Raw genomic sequence first — 22,991 nt, 5'->3', positions numbered from 1 at the left:
TCTAGCGCTTGCCCCATACCACAAAATCGGGGTTAAGCACTTGCTGGGGATTGGCATAGCTTAAAGGCTGATCGTCCAGGGTGACCACTCGCCCACCGGCCTGTTCGACAATCGCTTGAGCAGCGCCGGTATCCCACAAACTGGTGGGGCCAAAACGCGGGTAGACATCCGCTTTACCTTCCGCGATAAAGCACGACTTCAGCGAACTCCCCATGGGTTGAGTTTCGTACTCCCCCAGCGCTTCTAACCATGCTGCCATACGCGGGTCGGGGTGCGAACGGCTGTCCAGCACACGCCAAGGCCGCCCTGCCTGCGGCGGCAATGACGCCTGGATGGCCTGCCACTGCCCATCAGAGCCGACCTTAAAGGCCCCCAAGCCTTCAGCGGCTAGATAAGTAAGCTGTAAGGCAGGGGCAACCACCACGCCCAACACCGGTTTTCCTTGAGCAATCAAAGCAATATTGACGGTGAACTCATCATTGCGCTTGATAAACTCTTTGGTGCCATCCAACGGGTCGACCAACCAATAAAAGCCCTCAGCGTTAGCGCCGTTAAAGCCTTGGGTATCTTCTTCAGAGAGTACCGGCACCTCAGGGGTAAGCGCCTGCAAGCCACGGGCAATAATCTCATGGGCCGCTTTATCCGCCTCAGTCAGCGGGCTATTGTCGGCTTTTATTTCGACGCTGAAATCGCGACGATAGACCTGCATAATCGCCTCGCCTGCCTCACAGGCTAACTGCTCAATGCTTTTTAGTAATGACTGGGTGATAGTGGGCATTAAGAGAGCGTCTCCATATCAAATGCCACAATTTGGCGCTGCTGGCGGGAAAATTCCACGCCAATTAAGTGGATAGGTTTACCTTGGGCGCGGTATTTATCGGCGTAGCCTTTGGTTTTTATCTGCTCTAGTGCGCTGCCTTCTGGCAACTGCTCCACCACTTTAAATTCGAACAGGTAAAGGTGACCACTGAAATCCACTGTCATATCCACCTTACCGAAATGGCTGGCGTCTTCCACCGTAACGCTTAACCCAAGGGCGGCAAAGTGGCTATAAAAGACACTGGCATAATGACCTTCGTATTGAGCAATAGGATTGTTGCGATACCAATCGTGGGGTAGCCCGGCGTAAAGGGCTTTAAGATGAGTTTCAAGACCGGCTAAATCATGGGCGCGTAAATGTGTAAACAGCGTTTTGCGCTCACGCGCTGAGTTTTCAACACCTAATACCGGCAGTAACGCTTGGTTTAAGCTGGTTTCTACTTCTTGATTAGGAAAGCCTAGGGTATATAACCGATACCCCACCATGGGTTCTTCCACCTGCTTAACGGTTAGATATCCCGTTTGAAATAACAGCGCCTCAGTACCGATATGGTCAACATCAAAACGACCCAGCAGCTCAGCCTCGGTTTCCAGCTGATCTAGTGACGGCGTAAACACCCCGCGTTGTTTTAGAATTTCTACCAAAAATGTGGGGGTAGCGCTTTCAAACCAATAGGGGCCAAACTGGCGCTTTTGAAACAGTAGTAGAACATCAAAGGGGTTGTATACAGCGGTCACCTCCTGCCCACCCCAACGGTAGCCGTTATACCAATGCTTGATTTGAGCACGGTCTAACCCCGGTAATTCAGGAGCGAAGACGCTGTCGATATCTTCATCGGTGTACCCACAAATGGAAGCGTAAGGCGCATCCAGCGTAATGTCGTTCAGGTTATTCAGCCCCGAGAATAGGCTCACTTTGCTGAACTTAGAAACACCCGTTAACAGTACAAAGCGTAAATACGGGTCGGCGTCTTTGAGCACGCTGTAAAGGTTTTTCAGCCCTTCGCGCAGTTCGCGGGCTCGCTCTGGGGCTAAGATATTATCGAGAATTGGTTTATCGTATTCATCAACCAGCACTACCGTACGTTGACCAAACTTCTGGTGAGTGCGGCGAATCAGGTCCGAAAAATCATTGGCAATTAGTTTGGGGCGCTCGCTGACAATGCCCAGGCGCTCGCGATGCTGAGCCAGCTGATAGCGAATATGGGTATCCAAATCCTCACGACTAGCCAAATGCCCATCGGCAAAGCTAATACGAATCACCGGATGCCCAGTTTGCCAATCCCATTTATCGTGAATATACAGTCCTTCAAACAGCGCTTTGCGGCCTTCAAACAGGCAGCGCAGGGTATCAAGCAGCAGGCTTTTACCGAAGCGACGCGGGCGGGAGAGGAAAAAGTATTTCCCCTCTTCCGTTAGGCGGTGAATATCGGGTGTTTTATCAACGTAGTAGTAGTCACCTTCACGGATATCCGAGAAGGTCTGAACGCCAATAGGCAATTTGAGCCGGTTTTCAGTTGGCATAGCAACCTCAAAAAACAGGTGAACTGAAAGTCAGCATAACATGCACGGCATTGCTTCCATCCATAGCCACGCTTGGCATTAACTTAGCTTGTGCCACCTAAAAAACCAGCACCGCATTTACGGCACTGCCTGCCCAGTAGGCGCCAAAATCTTGCGCAAGAAATGGCGCGTTCGCTCATCTTTGGGCGCAGTGAACAACTCTTCAGGCGGGGCTTGCTCGACGATGCCGCCTTCGTCCATAAACACCACCCGATCCGCCACTTCCCGGGCGAACTGCATCTCGTGGGTGACCACGATCATCGTTTGGCGTTCTACCGCTAACTGCTTCATTAAGCCCAACACTTCTTCCACCCACTGCGGGTCTAGGGAAGAGGTGGGCTCATCAAACAAAATCACATCAGCATTCGCTGCCATGGCGCGGCCGATGCCTACCCGCTGCTGCTGGCCACCGGAAAGTGACGCCGGGTAAGCATTGGCTTTATCCGCCAGGCCGATGCGTTCCAGAATTTCCCTGGCCCGCGCGTGAGCTTTGGCCTTGGGCAGCTTATCCACCACGATCATCCCCTCGCTGATATTCTCCAGCGCGGTTTTGTTGGCGAACAGGCCGTAGTTCTGAAACACAAACGCCGTGCGCCGACGCAATGCCAGAATATCGGCCCGGCTGGCGCGCTGGGTATCCACACTTAGGTCGCCTACCTGCAAGCGTCCGGCGTCGGGCTTTTCAAGGAAATTAATACAGCGCAGCAGCGTCGATTTACCCGTACCGGAAGGGCCAATGATGACGATAATCTCGCCCTGGGCAAGGCTCAAATCGATATCTTTAAACACCGTGTGGCCGCCGAAGCGCTTGGTAATGCCTTGCAGCGAAATCATCGTTGGTAGGCCTTATTCAGGTAAATTTCTAACCGACGCTGCCCCCAGGAGAGCACTTCCACGACTGCCCAATAAATCAGCGCCACCAGCAAGAACGCTTCCAAATAGAGAAAGCTGCCCGCCGCCTCTTTTTGCGTCGCGCCCATTAATTCGGTGACGCCTAACGTAAAGGCCAACGAGGTCGCTTTAATCATATCGATGAAGTAGTTCATCAGCGTTGGGGTTGCCACGCGGGTTGCCTGGGGAAGAATAATACGCCGCATTAACTGCGACTGGGTCATGCCGATGGAGAGCGCGGCCTCGGTCTGGCTGCGGTCAATCCCCACAATCGCCGCACGGATGGACTCGGCCATATAAGCAGAGAAGTGCAGCGTTAGCCCCAGCACCGCAGCAGTGACGCCGGTAATCGCGATCAACGAACTAATCAGTTGCGGCAGGCCGTAGTAGAAAAGAAACAGCTGAACCAGCAACGGCGTACCGCGAAAAAACGAGATAAACAGCAGCGAGAGCCCGTTTAACACCGGCACTCTTGATACGCGAACCACCGCCAGCAGGCACGCCAGTATCAGCGCAAAGCACATGGCGATCGTCGCCATTTGAAGCGTGAGCGGCAGATAGCGCAGCAGAACCGGCAACAACCCCCACATATATTCGATATTAAGCATAATAATTAAACATAATAATTAAACATAGATTAGACCGCTTATAAGCAAACGGCCGTGGCAATGCCACGGCCGCGTTAAACCAGAGTAGCCTAAACGTTACGGCTGGGTGATGTCGGTATTAAACCACTTTTCCGATATCTCACGTAGCTCGCCATTTTCACGCAGCTCGGCAAGTGCTGCTCCAACGCGGTCGCGCTGCTCACGGCCCGCTTCGTCATCACGGAACGGTAGCGCGTTCTCAATGGTCGAGAACGGCTGACCCGCCAGCTCTAAAGGTAAGCCTTTCTCTTTAATGACTTGCGTCGCACTCACGCGATCCATCACAAACGCTTCAACCCGACCCAAGGCCACATCCTGCTCGATGTTGGATTCATAGGTACGAATATCGATTTCATCGGCGTTCGGTTGCTCACGCAGCAACTGTTCGTAGTTGGAACCCAAGTTTACCGCCACGCTTTTGCCGGACAGATCCTCAACGCCCTGAATAGAATCATTACCCGCCCGCACCACGACCTGCGCACCGTCATACACGTAGGGCTCCGTGAAGGCGTACTTGGCTTCGCGCTCAGGGGTGATCGTAATCTGGTTGGCAATGGTATCGATACGGCCAGACTCAAGCATACCGGCCAAGCCAGAGAAGCTGGCGGTAACAAACTCAATCTCATCACCGGTGATCTCACCCACGGCATTCATGACATCGACTTCAAAGCCTTTAAGCTCGTCCTGCTCCACAAACGTAAAGGGGAAATAACCACCCGACATGCCCACGCGAAGTGTATCGGCGTAGGCAGTGGTGGCGAACAACCCACTGGTAACGCTTAGCGAAAGCGCGGCGAAGGTGGTAGTCAGCTTGCGTGGTAGTGGCATGAGTCTGTTTCCTCGTTGGTCGATAATCCGACGATACGAATAGCCGCATAGAAAGTCATGCGGCGTTGATAGCGACTATACTTACCCCTACGACAAAAACGAACAAAAGAATATTGAAGTTAATTTTTATTCTTATTTTGAATATAGCTGATATAGGTGTAATCACAACAGCGGCGCAATGGCGTGGGGTATTTTACCATGACGTCTCAAAGCGAGGGTGAGGCAGTAACCTGCAAAAGTAGGTGCTGGCAAAATTAGCTATTGGCGAGCTTTTCAAACAACGCTCACGCATTAGCCCGATAGCATTCCCTGCGTATGCGCGCGCTGCTGCTTAATAGCATTGTCTAAAATATCTAGCAGCGCTTGGTAATCTTCGGGCATCGTGTTTTGCAGCCCATAGGTTTCGACTCGGTCAATCGCAGCCTGGGTGTCGCGGATCAGTGTTTCCAGCTCCAGTGCGACTTGTTCGTGCTCATCAGGGTGCATATCAACTCCCTATTATTTGAACGCTGTTATTGCGCCTGCTGTAGCTCTTGAACACGCTGATAAAGCATCTTGGCACTTTCAATGGCCGTTGCTTCATATGAATCCAGCGTTAATAACTTGTCGTTGTGCTCGTTCTGCTTCACCGCCGTGAGTTCACCTTGGTAACGGTTCAACAGATGTTCCAGGTTCATACGAATCATCGAGATTTCAAGCTGAAACTCTATTTGCAACTTTGAGTAACGCTCAATTTCTGCTGGAAGCCGACTAGTCTCGACAATCTCTTTTACCGTACCTTCGACGAGCTTTTCTACCGCGTTAAGCTTGGGGATAACGTCATTAATGACGCTATAGGCTGAAATAGTCTGCACGCTGTCGCTCACATCGACTCCTAAAAAAACCGGCCCCTTAGGGCCGGTTTAGCTGTACTACTTAGCGATAAAGCGAAGGCTCTATCGAAGCTAAGTCTCAGATTAACCCAGCAGAGAAAGAACGTTCTGCGGCAGCTGGTTAGCCTGTGCCAGTACAGAAGTACCCGCCTGCTGAAGAATTTGCGAGCGAGTCATGTTGGCCACTTCAGTTGCGTAGTCAGCATCTTCGATGCGCGAACGGGCAGCAGAAAGGTTGGTTTCGTTAGTCTGCAGGTTAGTGATAAGTACCTGATCTAAAGTTTTCGTGTAATATCCATGCCAGGATTTCTGACACGGACAGAACCATGGAAAAACGCTTCGTTGCCCCTCTCACTGAACCTGAACAACAGACGCTGACCTCCGCCTATCACCATGGCGAGAAGCGCGCTCTCCGTCGTCGGGCGCATGCCATTCTACTGAGTGACCAAGGCCATACTATTACCCAAATCAGTGAGATACTTCAGGTTCGCCGCGATGCCGTATCACGATGGTTCAAGCAATGGGAAGTGTCCGGTTTTGATGGTCTCACCGACAAACCGCGTAGTGGACGAACACCCGCCCTCGATGAACACGATCACAAGCGACTGCAAGCGTTGGTAGCCGAGCATCCCCATCAGATTCGCGCCTTACAGGCTCGCTTTCAAGAAGAGACTGGCAAGTCTGTCGCCACGGTGACACTGCGCCGGGCGTTGAAAAAAAAATGGCCATAGCTTCAAGCGCATTCGGCATTCACTCAAGACCCAGCGTGACGAAACGGACTTTCGCAAAACGCAAGGCTTGATGAAAGCGCTTCACGAGCGAGAGGACCAAGGCGAGCACGAGCTCTATTACTTTGATGAATCAGGTTTTTCACAAGCGTCGTCGGTGCCGTATGCGTGGAGCCCTATCGGCAAGCCCTGGGAAGTCACTGCCTACTCCCGCAGCCGAAGGCTAAACGTGCTGGGCTTCCTAAGCCGAGCCGGAAAACTGGTCTATCACACGACAACCGAGACAGTGACCACGGAAACGGTCATAGAAGCGTTTGACCAGTTTGTGATCCAGAAGGATCCAGACACCTTCGCCGTTGTGGTGCTCGACAATGCCAGCATGCATCGCTCCAAGGCCTTTAGGCGCAAGAGGGTGGAGTGGATGTCGCAACGTGTGCATCTGATCTATCTGTCTGCCTACTCACCAGAGCTGAATCTGATAGAGATTCTGTGGCGGCAGATGAAGTACACCTGGCTGCCCTTGAGTGCCTATCTCTCGTTTGAACGTCTACATGAAGAGGTACACCGCTTACTCGGTGGTTACGGAACTGATCACGCGATTAATTTTGAATAGGCACTTAGCAGACTCAAAACGGTTCTGAATCGCACCCAAATCAGAGCGCAGAACATCTACTTGGCTCAACGCACTATCTAAAGTTGCCAGCGGATCAGCTGTACGGCCATCTTCGTTAACTTCTTCGAAGGTTAGGTCACCAGAGTCGGTAACAAACAGGGTAGCGCCATTACCAGTTTCGCTATCGGTCACAGTGCCATCTTCACCTACATAAAGCTCTGTTTCAAAGCTTGCAGCAGTTGTGGCAGCAAAAGTACCGGCTGCTGCTTCACCATCTTGATAAGCTTGTGTTGTACCATCAGTAGTAACAGCATTCTCACCAGCGATTTCAAGATCTGTACCAAAACCTGATTGAGCATCAGTGACTGCACTAATAGCAGCGGTATCAGTACCAGTAAAAGTTGTACCATCTTCCAATGTTAGGCTGGCATTTGATAAGTTATTGGTCGCATCGGTGTCGAGTTTGGCCATCAAATTATCGACAGTCGCAGCGGTACCGCCATTACTGTTTTCTGAAAGCTCACCAGTGTCGGTAATAAACAGTGATAGTACCCTCACTATCGATCGTATTACCACCATCTAATTCATAGGTGGCGCTGATAGAGCCAGTACTCGGAACGATGGCAGCAGATATATCAGCTGAGCTACCAGTTGCAACGGTGGTAGCGTAAGTAAATCCACCTTCACCATCAGAAGTGTAAGTATTACCGGTAGCGGCAACACCAAAAGGAGTTTCACCAGCAAAAGTAACCGTATCACCTGAAGCTAACTCACCAAGTACTTGAGATCCGGTAAGCGCAGCATTTTCAGTCAGCAATACTACTACCTGCTTTTGCGTTGTCAGAAGAAGCACCGTCGATATTGAAACCTTGAAGACCTAAGGTTTCGCGATTGATTTCTTGCAAGTTAACTGTGATGGTCTCCCCATCGTTAGCGCCAACTTGAATGTTAAACTCACGATCTTCAGAAATACGATTGATTTCCGCCTGGATAGAGGTTAAATCTTTCTCGGAGTTAGTATCGTTTTGCGCTTGAACAGTAAGTTATCATTAACCTGGTTCAGGGCACCTTCAGTCGTTTGGGCAACGGAGATACCGTCATTGGCACTATTGATACGCAGGCCAGAGGACAGACGTTCCATAGAAGTCGCCAAATCATTTTGCTGGCCGATCATGGATGTGATGTTGGTATTGATCACTGACATGGTGTGAGACTCCTTGCTTTCGGCCACTGTTTGTGCCGTTATATTAATTAACGGCACCGCGAGGAGAATCTTTAGGGAAAGTCGTAAAAAAAGATGTAAAAGTAGGTAACTGAAAGGTGAGGGTTTTCATGCTTAGGCTAGGAGGCACCGAAAGTGTGGGGTTGCTTCACTGCGCGATGGCACAGCCACTCCTGAATACAGCTTCATTCTAGGCTGCAAAGGCATAAGCAGCGCTAAGCGCTGCTTTTGTGAGACGTAATACATTAAGCGGTCATTTTTATAACGAAGAAAATTGCATCTGCATCTTAAATCGGGCTGGCGGAATGCTTAGTCGCGGCCCAACTGGGCATCAAGGGCATCGAACTGCTGTGTAAGGTAGGAGCTTGTGCTGTTCATTTGCGCGATCATCACATCCAGTTGACTAAACTGGCTGCGGTAACGGGAAATGGTGCCTTCAATACTTTTTTCCATGCGCTCATAGCGGGTATCGAGGCTTTTAACGCGGTTTTCTGCGCCGGTAATGGCGCCTTTCAGCACGCCGTTATTTCCCAGCATCTGTTCGACGGAGGCACCTAACTTGCCCGCCAAGCCACCCGCATCATCTGCCCCGGCAAAGAAGTCGCTGAGCGCTTGGGGGTTATTGGCCACCAGATCGCTAAGTTTGTCGTCGTCGACTTCTAACGTGCCGTCACGCTGGAGTGAAATACCTAGCTGGCTCAAGGTAGAAAGTTCGCCACCTTCTACACCACCGGTGAGTACGCTGCGCAGGCGTGATTCAATCGTGCGCACTGTGCTGTCGCCTAACAGCTTGCCCACGGTGTCGCTTTCGGCGTCAAAGGCCGTCAACGTGCCGATGGTGCCTTTTAAATCGTTAAACGCTTTGACAAAACCGTTGATCGCTTCGCGCTGCTTTAGTGTGTCACGTTCTACCGTGACTGTACTGGTGGCGGTTTCGCCCTCAGCAATGCTGAGTTCGCCAAGGTTCAGGGTAACACCTTGAATCGCGCCTTCGATCTGGTTCTTGGCGCTTGTAATAGCGATGCCATTAACGGTTAACGCGGCATCTTGCCCTTGTTGCTTGGCACCTACTTCTGCCGCCTCACCGAATGGGCCGGTGACGGGCGCATCTGCGGCGTCTACAAAGCTAAAACTATGAATAGAAGCATCAACACCCGTTGCTTTAGAGCTTAGCGCTAACCGGTAGCCCTCCCCGTCATTGATAATAGTCGCATTAACACCGGATTCTTTATGGGCGTTAATGGCATCACGGATATCATTTAATGAGCTGTTAGCGGCTATATCAATCTCTACCGTCCCGTCCGCGCCAAGTTCACCAAAATTGAGTTTGAGCGTAGTAGCGCCTTGCAGGTCAAGCGGTTGGTCGTTGGTAGTTACACGCGCGGAGGCTAGCGTGCCAGAGGTCGCCAGTTGGCTGACTTCTACTCGATAGCTGCCCGGCAGTGCACTCGCGGTGGTGGTGGCGGTAATACCATCACCACGTACATTAGCGGAAAGGCTTTGGTAAAGTTTGGGGTCGTTAATCTTCTCCAAGGAGTCTTGAAAGGAGTTCAACGAGGTTTGGAGTTGGCCGTAAGCGGAGATTTTGGCCTGCTGCTGCTCTTTTTGAAGCGTGATGGGGGCGAGCTTGCCGCGTTCGGCTTCTTGTAGTTGATCCAACAGGCCGGTCAGGTCAAGACCCGAACCAACGCCAAGGGAGGTTATTGTCGCCATACTGGGTGTTCCTCAGTGAAAAGGCTAAACCAAAATAGAGAAGCGCATCCTTGGGCGCTTGTAAGTTGATAGTAACCTTATCGACTGAACAGAGGGCAACTTTAGCGCTTTTTCTTCCGCTAGCTGGGCTATTTTGTTTTTATCAACAAAAACGCCTGCTTACGCAGGCGTCAGAAAAGTCAATTCCTAGCGTTCAATATCAATCACGACCTAGCTGGGCGTCTAAGGCATCAAACTGCTGAGTGAGGTAGCTGCTCGTTTGGTTCATTTGCGCAATAATTCCATCCAACTGACCAAATTGCGTGCGGTAACGCGAGATGGTTTGATCAATGGATTGCTCCGTGCGGGTGTAACGTTCAACAAGCGATTCTGAGCGATTTTCCGCCCCCGTTATCGCCCCAGTAACAGTCCCGTTGGTGCTGAGCAATTGCTCAACCATCGTATTAACCTGCCCCGCCATACCGGTTTCATCGGAGCTACCAACGAAAAAGGCTGACAGCGCGTCTTGATTACTGGAAATAGCGTTATCAAGTTCGTCAGAATCGATTTCTAACGTGCCATCCGTCTGCAGTGAAATGCCGATATCACTGAGCATCGAAAACTCACCTTCCACACCACCGCTGAGCACACTACGCATGCGTGATTCAACGGTACGTACGGCGCTATCGCCTAGCAATTCGCCCGCTGCACCGGTTTCAGCATCAAAACTGGTTAACTCACCCATGGTGCCTTTCAGGTCATTGTAGGCATCCACAAAGCTAGTTACGGCTTCGCGTACGGCGAGCGTGTCCTGCTCTATTTTAACCGTGCTGTCGCCTTCTTCTTGAAGGTTCAGCGTTACGCCTTGAATCGCGCCTTCGACCTGATTATTAGGACTGGTGATTTCGATGCCGTTAACGTTTAGCACTGCGTCAGTGCCCAACTGTTGCGTCTCACCCGTATCCGCGGTGAAAGGTGCAGCTCCCTCAAAACTGAAGTTTTTAATTGATGCATCGGCGCCGGTATTGCTGGAGCTAAGCGCTAAGCGAAAGTTGGTGCCATCATTAACAATAGTAGCGGTAACGCCCGAATCTCCGCTGGCGTTGATAGTATCCCGAACCTCCTCAAGGGTGCTGCCTGCGGCTAGCGTGATATCTTTAGTGAGGTTTTCACCTTCAGCATTAACTTCAGCAAAGGTCAGGGTCAGTGTTTGATCTGCATCTGCATCAATTATAGGCGTATCGGCAGCGTCCACCCCGGTAGAGGCAAGCGTGCCGCGGGTTGCCAGGGTTTCAACGCTTACGTTGTAGCTGCCCGGCTGCGCTTCTGCATCGGCGGTAGCGGTGATCGCTTCTCCACCCACGTTGGTCGAAAGGCTCTCGTAAAGTGCGCTGTCATTGAGCGCATCAGCAGAATCTTGAAACGCTGAAAGCGCGCTTTGCAGCTGGCCGTAGGCAGAAATTTTGGTGTCCTGGGTTTCCAGTTGCCGCTCAATGGGCTCAAGTTTCTCGCGTTCGGCGTCTTGCAACTGATCCAATAAGCCGTTGAGGTCGAGGCCTGAGCCAATACCGAGTGATGAAATGGAAGCCATGCTGTACCGTCCTTTTTTATAACGTCGTGACGCTAATGCTTTTACTGCCCATGCAGAAACTCATCAATGTGTTAACTAATCTTTCGGCCATTTAACATCTAACTTAAGGATTTGTCGCTTTTGTTGCGTGTCAAAAAGTAACCGAAGGTGTAGCACTTTCTCTTAATTTCACGTTAGCCGCCTAGTCACGGCTTCTACGCCCTACCCCAATGTAACGCAGCCCTGCCTCTTGAACGGCGTCAGGCGTGTACAAATTACGCCCATCGATAACGACGTTGTCGGCTAGCTGCTCGGCTAGCCAAGTGAAGTCGACACTGCGAAACTCTTTCCACTCGGTGCAAATCACCAGGGCATCGGCGCCTTTCACGGCTTGAATCCGGTCACCCGCTAGCATCAGGTCATCCCGTTCGCCATAAATGCGGCGGCATTCGGCCATTGCTTCTGGGTCAAACGCTTGCACCTTCGCGCCCGCTTGCCAGAGCGCTTCCATTAAGGTGCGGCTTGGGGCTTCGCGCATATCATCGGTGTTGGGTTTAAACGCCAAGCCCCACACCGCGATGGTCTTGCCACTTAGATTGCCTAGGTTGTCTTGCAGTTTTGTGAATAGGGTCTGCTTTTGGCGCAAATTAACCGCTTCGACGGCGCTGAGCAGTTCCGGCGTATAGCCTAACTGGCGCGCGGCACGCTCTAACGCCTGCACATCTTTGGGGAAGCAGGAGCCGCCGTAGCCACAGCCTGGGTAAATAAAGTGGTAGCCAATACGTGGGTCGCTGCCAATGCCCCGGCGTACGTCTTCGACATCGACTTCCAGCCGTTCAGCAAGGTTGGCGATCTCGTTCATAAAGCTAATTTTGGTGGCGAGCATGGCGTTGGCCGCGTATTTGGTCAGCTCGGCGGCCCGCACGCTCATAAACATCAGTTTTTCGTGGTTGCGATTGTAGGGGGCATAGCACTCTTGCATCCGCGCTTTCACCCGCTCGCTTTCCGTGCCGACAATAATGCGTGCGCCACGGGTAAAATCTTCAATCGCCGCTCCTTCTTTCATAAACTCCGGGTTGGAGCAAACGTCAAAGGCGTGAGAGACGCCGCGCTGTTCAAGAACCTCGCTAATAGCGGCGTGGACTTTTTCGGCGGTTCCCACCGGCACGGTCGATTTATCAATCACCAGCTTGTAGCTATCCATATGCTGGCCAATGGTGCGCGCCACTTCTAACACATAGCGCAGGTCGGCACTGCCGTCTTCATCGGGCGGTGTTCCCACGGCGATAAATAACAACTCGCCCTCCGCTACGGCTTGAGCCGCATCGGTTGTAAAGCGTAAGCGCCCTGCGGCTACGTTGTGGGTAACGATAGTGCTAAGCCCTGGCTCAAAAATCGGTACGTCGCCCGCATTAAGCTGCGCAATCCGCTCGGCATTAACATCCATACAGGTAACTTGATGGCCCACATCGGCTAAACAAGCGCCCGCGACAAGGCCGACATAACCGGTTCCGAATACACTGATATGCATGACACATTGACTCGATAAGATACGTGGCAGCGAGCGTAGCACATCGGCTTGCGGTTGATGAGCGCTAGCGCACGACTGCTGCCGTAGATTATAGACCTTGGTCTAACATCGCCCTTAGTCTATAATGCGCTGCAACACGCCCCTATTGGGCTGACCGCAGGAGATCATTCGATGCCTCCAGAACTAATGTCTTTAGAGCTTAGTCTTCCCGAGCTGGCAACTGAACGCCCTCTCCAAGCGTCTCGTGGGCTGCCAACCGCTGCGAACGTTCAACGCAGCCTTCGCCAATGTTTGTCGATTGCCGCTGAACTGCTTTACGACCACGGCCATGTGCTAGAAACCATTACGCTGCCCCAGCGCGGCTTAGCCCAACGCGAGCTTGTCGCGCTTAGCGCAGCTGCGCCCACCTGGGCGACCTGCCAGCAAGTGATGGAAACGAGCGAAGCCGCCACTTTTAATGAGTATGGCCGCTTTGTATTGACCAGCCTTGGCCGCGAGCTGATGTTTGATATGTTTGGTCAGGGTGCTGCTGATTGCGCATAAAAAACCGCCCACAGCTTTCGCTTGTGGGCGGTTTTTTGCTTGGCTTATTGCTTGGGGCTTAGCGCAGGCCAAGCATTGACAGAATGAACAGCACAACGACGATCAGGCCAATAATGTAGATAATATTACGCATAGGGCACTCCTTGCTTATTGCGTTTTAGGTAAAATCAAAGGGTTGCTTACCCATGAGCCAACACCCCCATCCTAGCAGGCTTTTTCTTGTTTTGCGTAATTCCACTGCCTCCCTCTAGTCGAAAGTGACTACTCTTGTGCTATCCAAGGCGTTGGTATTTTTCGTCAAAGGCGCGCTGAATAAGCGTCTGCTGCTGGTTATCGATCTCTAATTCATGACAAAGGGTCGGCCACCCAGCAAGGGCATCAAGGGTTTGCTCAATGTAGAGATCCGGATCTAAGTACCGAAAGGGTGCGCACACCTGTTTTAGCTTCTTCCGGGTAGCCACACCTGCACCGCTGATAGAGGTGGTGTGTTCATCGGCATAACCCCGAACAGGGGCATAAGTAAGGTCATAAGCTGGCGCCAATTTCCACCGCCCCTGATCATGCAAAAAAGCGAAGTTCTTTGCGTGGTCATCGTGGTTGTGGGTTAGGGCATTGAACACCATCAGCCTCGCCATTCGCTCAACGTCTTCTGAATGACGGGTGAACGCATTAGTTGCCTTCAATAGGTCTGAATAGTCCAGCGATGGAGCGCTGTAATCAGCATAGAGAATACCGCTAGCCGTCATCATGTGAATTTTGCTATTACCATTGCGATCAAAACGCTGAGCGGAAAAGAAACGTTCGATGCCCGTTGCAGAGCTGATCTCAATCAGCCTACTCGCAGCCATTTTCACCCCAGCAAGCTCTGCCAACACTGAATAAGCGTACTCAATGGCACCAGTGTCCCGATGCTCGGTTGGTGCACGAAATTTCACTAGCCAGTGCTGGTAGCCCGCCGAAAGGTCTTTGAAAGAGGTACTGCAATGACGTCCATTAGGAGATAAAGCGACGACAACCTTGGGCCGGGCACCGGCCGGAGAACCACCAGCCAACCTTAGGACATCCAGAGTGGAGGAAGTCTCACCTTCATAGACAGCATGAGAGGCCTGATAAAGTTGTTCCAAGTCGATATTGTCTTCATCGACGGTACGCTCGAGAACGGGGCGATACTCTAGCGCTCCCATTCCCCTGTCGGCCATGTAAGCCAACCGGTCAAGAGGAGAAATGTCTCTCCGGTCTTTTTCATATTCGGCAAGAAAATAACGATCCATGAGCAGCATTCCCCAACCATCTGGCAGCGAGTCAGCAAATGCCCCCGGCAGACCAGCAAAAAGAAGTGGATCGGCCGCCTTTTGTGGTTGAGTAGTAAAATCCATATTCAAGGGCGACAAATTGAAGCCTTCCGCCACCCACTGGGGGTAATAGGCAAAGTAGATCCCCTGTCGACTAGCGACCAGTTCCCCTACTGGGTTACCTGCTAGCAGCACCTCTACGGTGTTGATCCGCTTCATTTTCGCCCCCGGGTGCGACCTGTCCGTTTGATTTCTTCAAGGGATACTGGGTGTTCATGCTTGAATAGTTCGGCAATTTGACCTGTTGCGCCCAGTGCCGTGGCAATGAGCACAAGTCCTTCTAGGGTTATTTGCCCATGAGACTCGAATCGTTTAATAGTGGACTCGGAAACACCCGCCATCTGCGCCAAAGTTCTACGGGAAAGGTTCTGCGCCAATCGGGTTGCCCGTGCGTTGGCACCGACCTGCTGGGCCAGTTCGCCAGGAGCAAGCAGAGAGTGAATCAGGGCCATAATAGCTCTCTAAATAAAGGGTCATTTATAAACTACTATATACTAAAATTGGCTATAAAAGCTCAAAAATGAGCCATTCATATAAATATTCAGTTCCAGTCACAGGCGCAGAAAGTACCACCTAACCTTAATGCTCGCGGCTATCTGTTGCGGAACCTCTTCGGCTTCTTAGCCTCGAACCCTTGCCACTTATTACTGAAGGTATTGCGATGCGCGTTACTGCTTTACTTGTTTCGTTTGCTGTTATGTCGTTGTTCGCTACTTCTGCCGCAGCAGCAAATAAACCATCAGCAACAGCACTTCAGGCACTAGACCAACAAACCAGCCTGCTTGAACGCATTCACAGCCTGGTAGTGGCCTACGATGGAGAGATTATCCATGAGCATCATCAAGGTGGGCCGGGTGTGGCATCGCCTGCCAATATTAAATCGCTGTCCAAAACCGTGCTGGCAGCGATCACTGGTGCGGCGATTGAGGCGGATATTATCGACTCCGTCGAGCAGCCCATGGTGGATTTGTTTGGTGAGCATCTTCCTAGCGGTGTTGATCCAAAAGTCAGCGAGATCACGGTGGCCCATCTACTCGCACTGCAAGCGGGGCTTGAGCGCACCTCCGGCAGTCACTATGGCGCTTGGGTAGCCAGTGACAACTGGGTTAACGATGCCATTACTCGCCCTTTTGTGGATGAACCCGGCGGGGAAATGCTCTATTCAACCGGCACCAGCCATCTGCTTTCCGCCGCGCTTACCCATGCCAGCGGCGAGACGACCCATGCGCTTGCACAACGCCTGCTGGGCGACCCGCTCAATATCACTATCCGCCCTTGGCTGCGCGACCCGCAAGGCATCTATTTTGGCGGTAATGATATGCAGCTTTCTCCACGCGCACTGATTGAGGTGGGTGAGCTATATCGCAACAATGGGTTAGTCATTGATGAGTCTGGAAATGAGCAGCGGGTTCTGCCGGAAGGCTGGGTAGAAACATCGTGGCAGCCCCGCGGCACCTCTCGCTGGACCGGCGACGGATATGGCTTCGGTTGGTTTATTACCCAGTTGGCGGGGGAAGATGTTTACTACGGGCGCGGCTATGGTGGTCAAGCGCTGTTTGTTATTCCCGAGCGTGAAATGACAGTCGTGATCACCTCAGACCCCAACCCACCCTCGCCGGGCGGGCAGTTCCAGCAGCGGCTGAATGGGCTGGTGGAGGAGCTATTGGCGCAAGACCCGCAGTAGCTCCCGGTTAAACGCCGGACACAATAAAACGCTTCAATTTATAACAGATTCATCGCGATAAAGGCGCAGGTAGCGCCAAACAGCGCAAACCCCAGCAACAGCGCCACCCCATCGCGGGCAACCAAGCCTAGCCCCAGCAACGACAGCGCCAGCCCCGCGCCGTTGGCTGAAAAGGGAATAAACTCCATGGGCGGCATGGCGAGTGCGATAAGCAGGCACACAACCGCCGTTACGCGGATACCGATATACCCGGTCAGCCACGGCAGACGAACCTTCAGCAGCCCGTCCACCCAGCGGGCGGGCTTTTTCATGTAATGAATGCCTTTATCAAACTTTTGGCGCGAAATTGAGCGCTTTAATAGCCATTTAGGCAGCCAAAACGTTTCACTACCCGCTAATAATTGCACTGACACCAGCAACACCAGCGCGGCCATCAGCGTGGGCATACCGGGTATATCGCCAATAATCGGCGTCAGGGTAATTAAGCCAGCCACCAGCAGGAGCGGCCCAAACGAGCGCCGACCTACGGCATAAACCACATCATCAACGCTGATTCGAGGAGCGTCCTGCTCCATGTTCTCTATTGAGTCAATTAGGTCCATTAAATTCGAGTCTTCATTGCGGTTATGCATCGTGGTTATTGCGCTCCTCTACGTGCAGTTTGGTGCGGATAAAATCACTGTGGCTGACATGTAGCAAATCCGCGAGGCGGCGAATGCGGTGCTCTTCTAGCGGGTCAACATTGCCGTCGGCCCAAGCCAGTTGCCACATTTGTGCCACCAGCTCACAGCGCTGGCCGTAGTTATAGTGCTCTTTAATCAGGCTAACGAACTGGTAGTGATCAACGGCCTCATCTACTTCCGCCTGAGCAAGCGACATTAGCTCTTCTACATCGCTTTCGCTTAGTCGGTAGCGCTCAATTAGCATGCTGCGCAGTGTGGCCAGCTCTTCGTCGGTGGTGTCGTAATCAGCGCGGACGATTTCACACAGCAGCGCGGCGGTGGCAAGCTCCAGCGTCAGCGTTTGGTTTTCACGCTGTTCAGGTTGCGCCAGCGTGCGCTGGAAAAAATCACTAATGGCATTCAGCATTGGGGTCTCCATTTAGCATGGTTAGTGCTGATCAAGCAGAACTTCCAAGCTATCTGCCGTCAGAATCTGCACTACCCATTCATCTAGCTGTGCGTCTGAAGCCAATGTTAGGCGCTGATCTGCCCAATCGGGCATCTCGCCAAACTTTAAGGCGATTTGCTTACGCAACGTTCCTTCCACTCCTTCATGACGCCCTTCTTGACGCTCTTTCTCTCGCTCAAAGCGCTCAACAGTGTTGACATAAGGCATGTGTTTTTCCTCCTGTATGGCGTAGACCGCCTGGACAAACTCGGACTCCAGTGCTCTCGGTAGCTGGAGCATCCAGTCGATAATATTGAACAACCGTACAATCTGTTCACGGCTGTAGCCCCGTTCATACAGCAGCCGAATGAGAGCAATCTTGACATCTTTGCGCGTAGCGCCGTCCTTCAATCGCTTGGCGTAGATCTGGGCCATCACCACCAGCGCAAAGACATTGTCGCTGGTTTCCAGCTCCGTCCAGCGAGCTTCCCAATCAATCAGTTTAGCCGTGGGGAAGGTAAAGATCAGCTCGCACCCCCAACGCTGATAGCGGAAAGTAGTGGGTCGGAAGCTATCGCGGGTATCAGCCAGCACCGCCAGGCTCACCACGTCCACCCCGTAGCGGTCACGGAGCCGGTACTGATAGGTGTACATTCGCTCAGCAAAAGCCTCCTCCGGCTCTCCCTGCACTTCAACGTGGATCAGCACCCAAGTCTCGCTGCCATCTTGTGCATAGACCTTGATCAGCTTATCAGCGTAACGCCTACCACTGTTGGCATCCGCCGTGATCTGCTGTAGCTCCTTATCGAGAAAGCTAAAGCCTTTCGCCCAATCCACTTGTTCATGAATGGCTGGGAACAATAGCGCCAAAAACTCTTGGAAGTACCCTTCCAGCGCCATCTTCCAAGGGCTGTCGTGGTCGGCGGGTCGGGAGGTATCCGCTTCGCTCATGCAAGCTCCTATTTCAACTACTCGAATCTAGCATAGAGCTCTTCTGGCTAGATATCCTTACCTCAATCCTGCTTGGTGAGCTGCTCTCTTAATTGCTTGGGCACTTGCTTAATGATCAAGCGATCCTGGGCAGCATCGTACTCAATGCTTGAACCAAGCAGGTGGGAGTCAAAACTAATCGAGACGCCGCCCGCACGCCCGGTGAAGCGGCGAAATTGGCTCAAGGTGCGCTTATCGGGGGGATTTCCGGCGAGAGCCCGTAATCGGCGTTGCGGATATGCTCATAAAACGCTTTGGGCTGCTGTTCGTTGACCAAGCCGGAAAGTTCTTCCAGGGTCATCGGCTCGCCACGGCGCAGCTGTTCATTGGCGTAGTCCACTAGCGTGTCGGTTTTTTCACGGCTCACTTCGTCGTCGTAATCCTCTTTCTCGACATAGTCGCTAAACGCTTTTAGTAGCGTGCGGGTTTCCGCCGGGGCATCAACGCCCTCTTCCATGCCCAGTAAGGCAACCAAGCCCTCGGCGAGTTTTTTGCCGCCGCGATCTTTTAGGAACGAGACATACTGCGCACTCGGGGCATCGCTCTGCCACTGGGTAAGATTGATGCGCGCCGCCAGCGTAAGCTGGCTGGTATTGAGCTGGGCCGCGGGCACCGCGTGGTGCTCCGAATTAATGCCAATACCTTCGCGCTGGTGCACCAAGGCTATCAACAGGGTTTCCGTATCGCCCTGGCGCTGGTGGCTGATCACTAGGTAACCACTGACTGACAACTGCTCTTGAAGCTGCTTGGCCAGCCGTTCGGCCAGTGCCACAGAAAGCTCAGCAAAGCTCTGTTCATCGGCAAGATAAGCACGCAGCCACACCGCAAGCGGCCCTGCTGATTCGCCCTCGTCGGCAAAGCGCCCCCAGCCTTTGGGCTTGGTGTTGTAGGTGTCGTTCAGCGCACCGACTAGGCCCGCCATCACCGGATCATCGCTGGGCGCCGCCTGTTCCGATTGCGGGGCGGCGGTTAGGGTTAGGCGCTCACCGTCCAGCGTGGGATCAAGGCGGTGCACAATACTCTGCAGTAGCGGCATAAGAGTTGACTAACATCCTGGTTTAAAGAGAGAAATAACGGCCGAGCTTACGGTTTAAGGCGATAGCCGGTGCGGAAAATCCAGCCAATCGTGGCCAAGCAAGCGACCAGGAACAGGGTGATCATGCCAACGCTGGCCGCTAGGCTAACATCGCTAATACCGTAAAAGCTCCAGCGAAAGCCGCTCACTAGGTACACCACAGGATTGGCTAAGGTGATGGTTTGCCAAAACGGCGGCAGCATATCAATAGAGTAGAAGCTGCCGCCCAAAAAGGTCAGCGGCGTGATCACCAGCAGCGGCACCAGCTGTAGCCGGTCAAAGCCATCCGCCCATATACCAATGATAAAGCCGAGCAGGCTAAAGGTGACCGCCGTTAGCACCAGGAAGAAAAGCATCCAAAATGGATGAGCAATCTCCAGCGGCACAAAGAAGTTTGAGGTCGCCAGGATAATCAGCCCCAGCAAGATCGATTTTGAAGCTGCCGCGCCCACGTAGCCAATCACTATCTCTAAATGTGAAATAGGCGCTGAAAGCAGCTCATAAATACTGCCGGAAAACTTCGGGAAAAAGATACCGAAGGAGGCGTTGGAAACGCTTTGCGTCAGCAGCATTAGCATAATCAGACCCGGCACGATAAAGGCGCCGTAGCTAACCCCATTGACCTCACTGATCCGCGAGCCGATCGCGGCACCGAACACCACAAAATAGAGCGATGTGGAGATGACAGGCGAGACAATGCTCTGCAGTAACGTACGGCGCGTACGGGCCATTTCGGCCATATAGATGGCGCGAACGGGATGAAGGTTCATGCGCGCTCCTTAACCAAATCGACAAAAATATCTTCAAGCGAGCTTTGCCGAGTATTGAGATCTTTAAAAGTGATCCCTTCCCGCTCCAGCGCAGTTAAAAACTCTGAAATCGCGTGACCGTCCTCTTCCTGGCTGCCATCGTAGGTATAGATCAACTCAAACCCTTCAGCGGCTAAGCTTAGCTCAAAGCGTTGTAGGTTCGCAGGTATCTCTGTCAGCGGACTGTGCAAGTTCAGTATTAGCTGCTTGCTGCCTAATTTGCTCATCAAGGCGGCTTTCTCTTCCACCAACACCAGTTCACCACGATTAATGACGCCGATGCGGTCGGCCATCTCTTCGGCTTCTTCGATGTAGTGGGTGGTCAATATGATCGTCACGCCGTTATCGCGCAGTTGGCGCACGACGTCCCACATCTCGCGGCGCAGTTCAACGTCGACCCCGGCGGTGGGCTCATCCAGAAACAGAATGCGCGGCTCATGGGAGAGCGCTTTGGCGATCAGCACACGGCGTTTCATGCCGCCCGAGAGCGTCATTAGCCGGTTGTTGCGCTTATCCCAGAGCGCCAGCGATTTAAGCACTTTCTCGATATGGGCCGGATTAGGCGCTTTGCCAAACAGACCACGGCTGAAACTGACGGTGTTCCAGACGGTTTCAAACGCTTCGTTGGTCAGCTCTTGGGGCACCAATCCAATGCGTTCACGGGCCTGGCGGTAGTGGGTAATATTATCGAACCCATCCACCAGCACATGACCGGCTGTAGGATTGACCAACCCGCAGACCACGCTGATCAGCGTCGTTTTTCCTGCCCCATTGGGGCCAAGCAGGGCAAAGATTTCACCGCGCTGAATGGTTAAATCAATGTGGGTTAACGCCTGAAAGCCACCTTCGTAGGTTTTGTTCAGGGCATTAATGGTAATAATCGGGTCGTTCAAGGCGTACTCCTCACACCGCGATTGAACAACCGCGGTGCTTGACGGCCTTTTAGGCGAAATTAAGAGCGTTTGGTTAGGAAAAGTTAAGTGCGGCTGGTGATTTCTAGCAGGTGATAACCAAACTGGGTTTTCACCGGGCCGTGCACTTGGCCGACCTCGTCATTGAAGACGACCTTATCGAACTCAGGCACCATTTGACCGGGGCCAAAGCTGCCGAGGTCGCCGCCTTGGCGGCTGGAGGGGCAGCTGGAGTGCTCTTTGGCGACTTCAGCAAAATCACGGCCGTTTTCGATTTCTTTCTTGAGTGCTAGGCACTGCTCTTCGCTGCTGACTAGAATGTGGCGGGCGCTGGCTTGTGTCATCAATTGCTCCTGACTAAGTAGGTTCTGAGAATCATTCGGGGCAGTAGTTTACCACGGCTTACCCAGGGCTCCGCTATAACGCAACGCTTCACCGACACTGGCCAAGGCGCGTTCGTGAGCGCTTACCGCCACTGGCCCGCGAGCACAGCTAACGATCACCCACGGCCCTTCGGTGGTTTTCTCAACGTTGTCACGCTTGGCAATACCGGCATCGCAACTGCGCCGCTGCTGAGTGCCGGTTTTATGGGCGAAGCTTACGCCGCTGCCCAGACCCGCTTTAAGACGCCGCTTGCCAGAACTGGTTCGCTGCATCACCGCTAACAGCGTTTGCCGCTGCTCGGCGCTTAAGTCATTCATGCCGCCGTGCAGGCTAGCTAGAAGGTCGCCAAAGGCGCGTAAGGTGCCCACGTTTTCGCCGGTGGCTTCATAGGCATCAAAGGCGTGATCGTAATCAGGCTGGGTGAAAAATTCTGTGCTAACGCCTAGCGCGCGGGCCAACGCCTGAGCACGCTGGCTTACCGCATGCTGGCGCAGAGCGATAAAATCCATTCCACCAAGCGCGCGCGCATCAGGGTGAAGCTCGCCATAAACACCCTGGCGCACACCGACCAATTTTGAGATAGGCCCGATCTCGTCAGGGTTGCCGCCGCTTGCCGCGATCATGGTACGAGCGCGCTCGTTGACGGCATCCAGCCCCACTCGATCAATCAACATATCGGTAGCGGTGTTATCGCTGACGGTGATCATCTGCTCCATCAAGTAACGGATGGAGATAGGCGTACCGGGGTCGTGCCAATTGGTGGGGCCCGCGCCATCGACAAAGTCACTCTGGGCAAGCGTTAGCCGCTCATCCAGCGTCAGGGTGCCTGCCTGACGTTCGGCCAGCACTTGCGCCGCCACCGGTATTTTAATCAGCGAGGCTAAATACCAAGGGGCATCGGCACGCCAGGAAAACGCTTCGCCATTGGCAAGGTTTTGTACATAAACGCCGAGCTCGCCCTCAAAGACGCCTTCGATAGCCTTCAAGCGCACCGTTAAATCGCCCTGCCAGGGGCTCTTTTTATCTACCTCGTAGTACCAATGAGCATCGTACCCGTTTGTCTCGTCACTGTTTGCATAAGCAGGTAGAGCCAACATCAACGCTACCGCGACCAGTCCGCGTTTTATCCAGTATCGCAAACCATAAGCTCCCTAAAT

The 22,991-nt window shown here is 52.8% G+C and carries 25 protein-coding genes and 2 pseudogenes; 3 read left to right on the top strand and 24 right to left on the bottom strand.

The genetic code is table 11. The features are described from left to right. Position 1 precedes the first annotated feature (1 nt). From cysQ to KO116_RS24505, 8 genes and pseudogenes are all read right to left on the bottom strand, one after another. Complete coding sequence (gene cysQ / locus KO116_RS04370) at positions 2 to 778, bottom strand: 3'(2'),5'-bisphosphate nucleotidase CysQ (protein WP_035561539.1); 777 nt, start codon at positions 776 to 778, stop codon at positions 2 to 4. Next, positions 778 to 2,343 carry an ATP-binding protein gene (locus KO116_RS04365; RefSeq protein ID WP_035561536.1) on the bottom strand — a complete coding sequence of 522 codons (1,566 nt, stop codon included), beginning with the start codon at positions 2,341 to 2,343 and terminating at the stop codon, positions 778 to 780. Before KO116_RS04365 ends, cysQ begins: the two co-directional genes overlap by 1 nt. A gap of 117 nt (positions 2,344 to 2,460) precedes the next feature. After that, positions 2,461 to 3,216: an amino acid ABC transporter ATP-binding protein gene (locus KO116_RS04360; RefSeq protein WP_035561533.1), complete on the bottom strand. Its 756-nt coding sequence runs from the start codon at positions 3,214 to 3,216 to the stop codon at positions 2,461 to 2,463. Beyond that, positions 3,213 to 3,881 carry an amino acid ABC transporter permease gene (locus KO116_RS04355; RefSeq protein ID WP_035561529.1) on the bottom strand — a complete coding sequence of 223 codons (669 nt, stop codon included), beginning with the start codon at positions 3,879 to 3,881 and terminating at the stop codon, positions 3,213 to 3,215. The genes KO116_RS04360 and KO116_RS04355 overlap by 4 nt, the downstream gene beginning before the upstream one ends. A gap of 96 nt (positions 3,882 to 3,977) precedes the next feature. Next, positions 3,978 to 4,748 (bottom strand): amino acid ABC transporter substrate-binding protein, encoded by a 771-nt coding sequence (locus KO116_RS04350; protein ID WP_035561526.1) that lies wholly within the window; start codon positions 4,746 to 4,748, stop codon positions 3,978 to 3,980. A gap of 291 nt (positions 4,749 to 5,039) precedes the next feature. Beyond that, positions 5,040 to 5,234, bottom strand: coding sequence for a hypothetical protein (locus tag KO116_RS04345; RefSeq protein ID WP_035561523.1), 195 nt, complete (start codon positions 5,232 to 5,234; stop codon positions 5,040 to 5,042). A gap of 26 nt (positions 5,235 to 5,260) precedes the next feature. After that, entirely contained in the window at positions 5,261 to 5,614 is a 354-nt protein-coding gene (locus tag KO116_RS04340; protein ID WP_035561520.1) for a hypothetical protein, read from the bottom strand. A gap of 90 nt (positions 5,615 to 5,704) precedes the next feature. Then, positions 5,705 to 5,860, bottom strand: a pseudogene (locus KO116_RS24505) (flagellin); the annotation flags it as partial. An 86-nt stretch (positions 5,861 to 5,946) separates the two neighbouring features. Here KO116_RS24505 and KO116_RS24500 point away from each other — a divergent pair. After that, positions 5,947 to 6,961 (top strand): IS630 family transposase gene (locus tag KO116_RS24500; RefSeq protein WP_101146788.1). Its coding sequence is split into 2 segments (ribosomal slippage): positions 5,947 to 6,333 and positions 6,335 to 6,961, totalling 1,014 coding nucleotides; the frame shifts between segments, so codons are not numbered across the junction. Here KO116_RS24500 and KO116_RS25670 read toward each other — a convergent pair. The 6 genes from KO116_RS25670 to KO116_RS04300 all read right to left on the bottom strand — a co-directional run bounded on the left by KO116_RS25670 (position 6,917) and on the right by KO116_RS04300 (position 12,976). Then, positions 6,917 to 7,519, bottom strand: a complete 603-nt coding sequence (locus KO116_RS25670; protein WP_144408559.1) for a hypothetical protein — start codon at positions 7,517 to 7,519, stop codon at positions 6,917 to 6,919. The two genes, KO116_RS24500 and KO116_RS25670, sit on opposite strands and share 45 nt — an antisense overlap. Continuing rightward, positions 7,482 to 7,778: a hypothetical protein gene (locus tag KO116_RS04320; RefSeq protein WP_035561509.1), complete on the bottom strand. Its 297-nt coding sequence runs from the start codon at positions 7,776 to 7,778 to the stop codon at positions 7,482 to 7,484. The genes KO116_RS25670 and KO116_RS04320 overlap by 38 nt, the downstream gene beginning before the upstream one ends. Before the next feature lie 180 nt (positions 7,779 to 7,958). Continuing rightward, entirely contained in the window at positions 7,959 to 8,165 is a 207-nt protein-coding gene (locus KO116_RS25665; RefSeq protein WP_052703724.1) for a hypothetical protein, read from the bottom strand. Positions 8,166 to 8,492: 327 nt separating this feature from the next. Further along, on the bottom strand, positions 8,493 to 9,896 hold the full coding sequence (fliD, locus tag KO116_RS04310; RefSeq protein WP_035561506.1) for a flagellar filament capping protein FliD: 1,404 nt from the start codon (positions 9,894 to 9,896) through the stop codon (positions 8,493 to 8,495). 199 nt (positions 9,897 to 10,095) lie between these two features. Next, complete coding sequence (gene fliD / locus KO116_RS04305; protein WP_035561503.1) at positions 10,096 to 11,466, bottom strand: flagellar filament capping protein FliD; 1,371 nt, start codon at positions 11,464 to 11,466, stop codon at positions 10,096 to 10,098. A gap of 181 nt (positions 11,467 to 11,647) precedes the next feature. Then, entirely contained in the window at positions 11,648 to 12,976 is a 1,329-nt protein-coding gene (locus KO116_RS04300; RefSeq protein ID WP_035561500.1) for a UDP-glucose dehydrogenase family protein, read from the bottom strand. Positions 12,977 to 13,147: 171 nt separating this feature from the next. Here KO116_RS04300 and KO116_RS04295 point away from each other — a divergent pair, with 171 nt between their 5' ends. Next, a complete protein-coding gene (locus KO116_RS04295) occupies positions 13,148 to 13,519 on the top strand; it encodes a hypothetical protein (protein ID WP_235272503.1) in 372 nt (123 codons plus the stop codon). Between the two features lie 272 nt (positions 13,520 to 13,791). Here the strand turns inward: KO116_RS04295 and KO116_RS04290 are convergent, their stop codons facing one another. Both KO116_RS04290 and KO116_RS04285 read right to left on the bottom strand, forming a co-directional pair. Continuing rightward, entirely contained in the window at positions 13,792 to 15,030 is a 1,239-nt protein-coding gene (locus KO116_RS04290; protein ID WP_035561497.1) for a type II toxin-antitoxin system HipA family toxin, read from the bottom strand. Then, positions 15,027 to 15,323, bottom strand: coding sequence for a helix-turn-helix domain-containing protein (locus KO116_RS04285; protein ID WP_035561493.1), 297 nt, complete (start codon positions 15,321 to 15,323; stop codon positions 15,027 to 15,029). Before KO116_RS04285 ends, KO116_RS04290 begins: the two co-directional genes overlap by 4 nt. Positions 15,324 to 15,532: 209 nt before the next feature. Here KO116_RS04285 and KO116_RS04280 point away from each other — a divergent pair, with 209 nt between their 5' ends. Continuing rightward, positions 15,533 to 16,555: a serine hydrolase domain-containing protein gene (locus KO116_RS04280; protein WP_035561490.1), complete on the top strand. Its 1,023-nt coding sequence runs from the start codon at positions 15,533 to 15,535 to the stop codon at positions 16,553 to 16,555. Between the two features lie 38 nt (positions 16,556 to 16,593). On the opposite strand, the gene KO116_RS04275 is transcribed toward KO116_RS04280, so the two are convergent. The 8 genes and pseudogenes from KO116_RS04275 to KO116_RS04240 all read right to left on the bottom strand — a co-directional run bounded on the left by KO116_RS04275 (position 16,594) and on the right by KO116_RS04240 (position 22,931). After that, positions 16,594 to 17,187 carry an exopolysaccharide biosynthesis protein gene (locus KO116_RS04275; RefSeq protein ID WP_035561488.1) on the bottom strand — a complete coding sequence of 198 codons (594 nt, stop codon included), beginning with the start codon at positions 17,185 to 17,187 and terminating at the stop codon, positions 16,594 to 16,596. Next, positions 17,180 to 17,644 carry a tellurite resistance TerB family protein gene (locus tag KO116_RS04270; RefSeq protein ID WP_035561485.1) on the bottom strand — a complete coding sequence of 155 codons (465 nt, stop codon included), beginning with the start codon at positions 17,642 to 17,644 and terminating at the stop codon, positions 17,180 to 17,182. Before KO116_RS04270 ends, KO116_RS04275 begins: the two co-directional genes overlap by 8 nt. Positions 17,645 to 17,665: 21 nt before the next feature. Next, the gene (locus KO116_RS04265; RefSeq protein ID WP_035561483.1) at positions 17,666 to 18,616 is read right to left on the bottom strand and encodes a hypothetical protein; all 951 of its coding nucleotides are present in this window, start codon (positions 18,614 to 18,616) and stop codon (positions 17,666 to 17,668) included. Between the two features lie 62 nt (positions 18,617 to 18,678). Continuing rightward, positions 18,679 to 19,691, bottom strand: a pseudogene (locus KO116_RS04260) (nucleoid-associated protein). A gap of 47 nt (positions 19,692 to 19,738) precedes the next feature. Beyond that, positions 19,739 to 20,500: an ABC transporter permease gene (locus KO116_RS04255; protein WP_008959452.1), complete on the bottom strand. Its 762-nt coding sequence runs from the start codon at positions 20,498 to 20,500 to the stop codon at positions 19,739 to 19,741. Then, a complete protein-coding gene (locus KO116_RS04250) occupies positions 20,497 to 21,432 on the bottom strand; it encodes an ABC transporter ATP-binding protein (protein WP_035561476.1) in 936 nt (311 codons plus the stop codon). The genes KO116_RS04255 and KO116_RS04250 overlap by 4 nt, the downstream gene beginning before the upstream one ends. Before the next feature lie 83 nt (positions 21,433 to 21,515). After that, positions 21,516 to 21,794, bottom strand: a complete 279-nt coding sequence (locus tag KO116_RS04245) for a peptidylprolyl isomerase (RefSeq protein ID WP_035561473.1) — start codon at positions 21,792 to 21,794, stop codon at positions 21,516 to 21,518. 48 nt (positions 21,795 to 21,842) lie between these two features. Further along, entirely contained in the window at positions 21,843 to 22,931 is a 1,089-nt protein-coding gene (locus KO116_RS04240; protein WP_045812227.1) for a serine hydrolase, read from the bottom strand. Positions 22,932 to 22,991: the final 60 nt, after the last annotated feature.

It is taken from the genome of Halomonas sp. KO116 (assembly GCF_000734975.2).
Taxonomy (GTDB): Bacteria; Pseudomonadota; Gammaproteobacteria; order Pseudomonadales; family Halomonadaceae; genus Vreelandella; species Vreelandella glaciei.
Note: the sequence above shows the minus strand (reverse complement) of the source record. Positions and strands in the feature narration are given on the sequence as shown.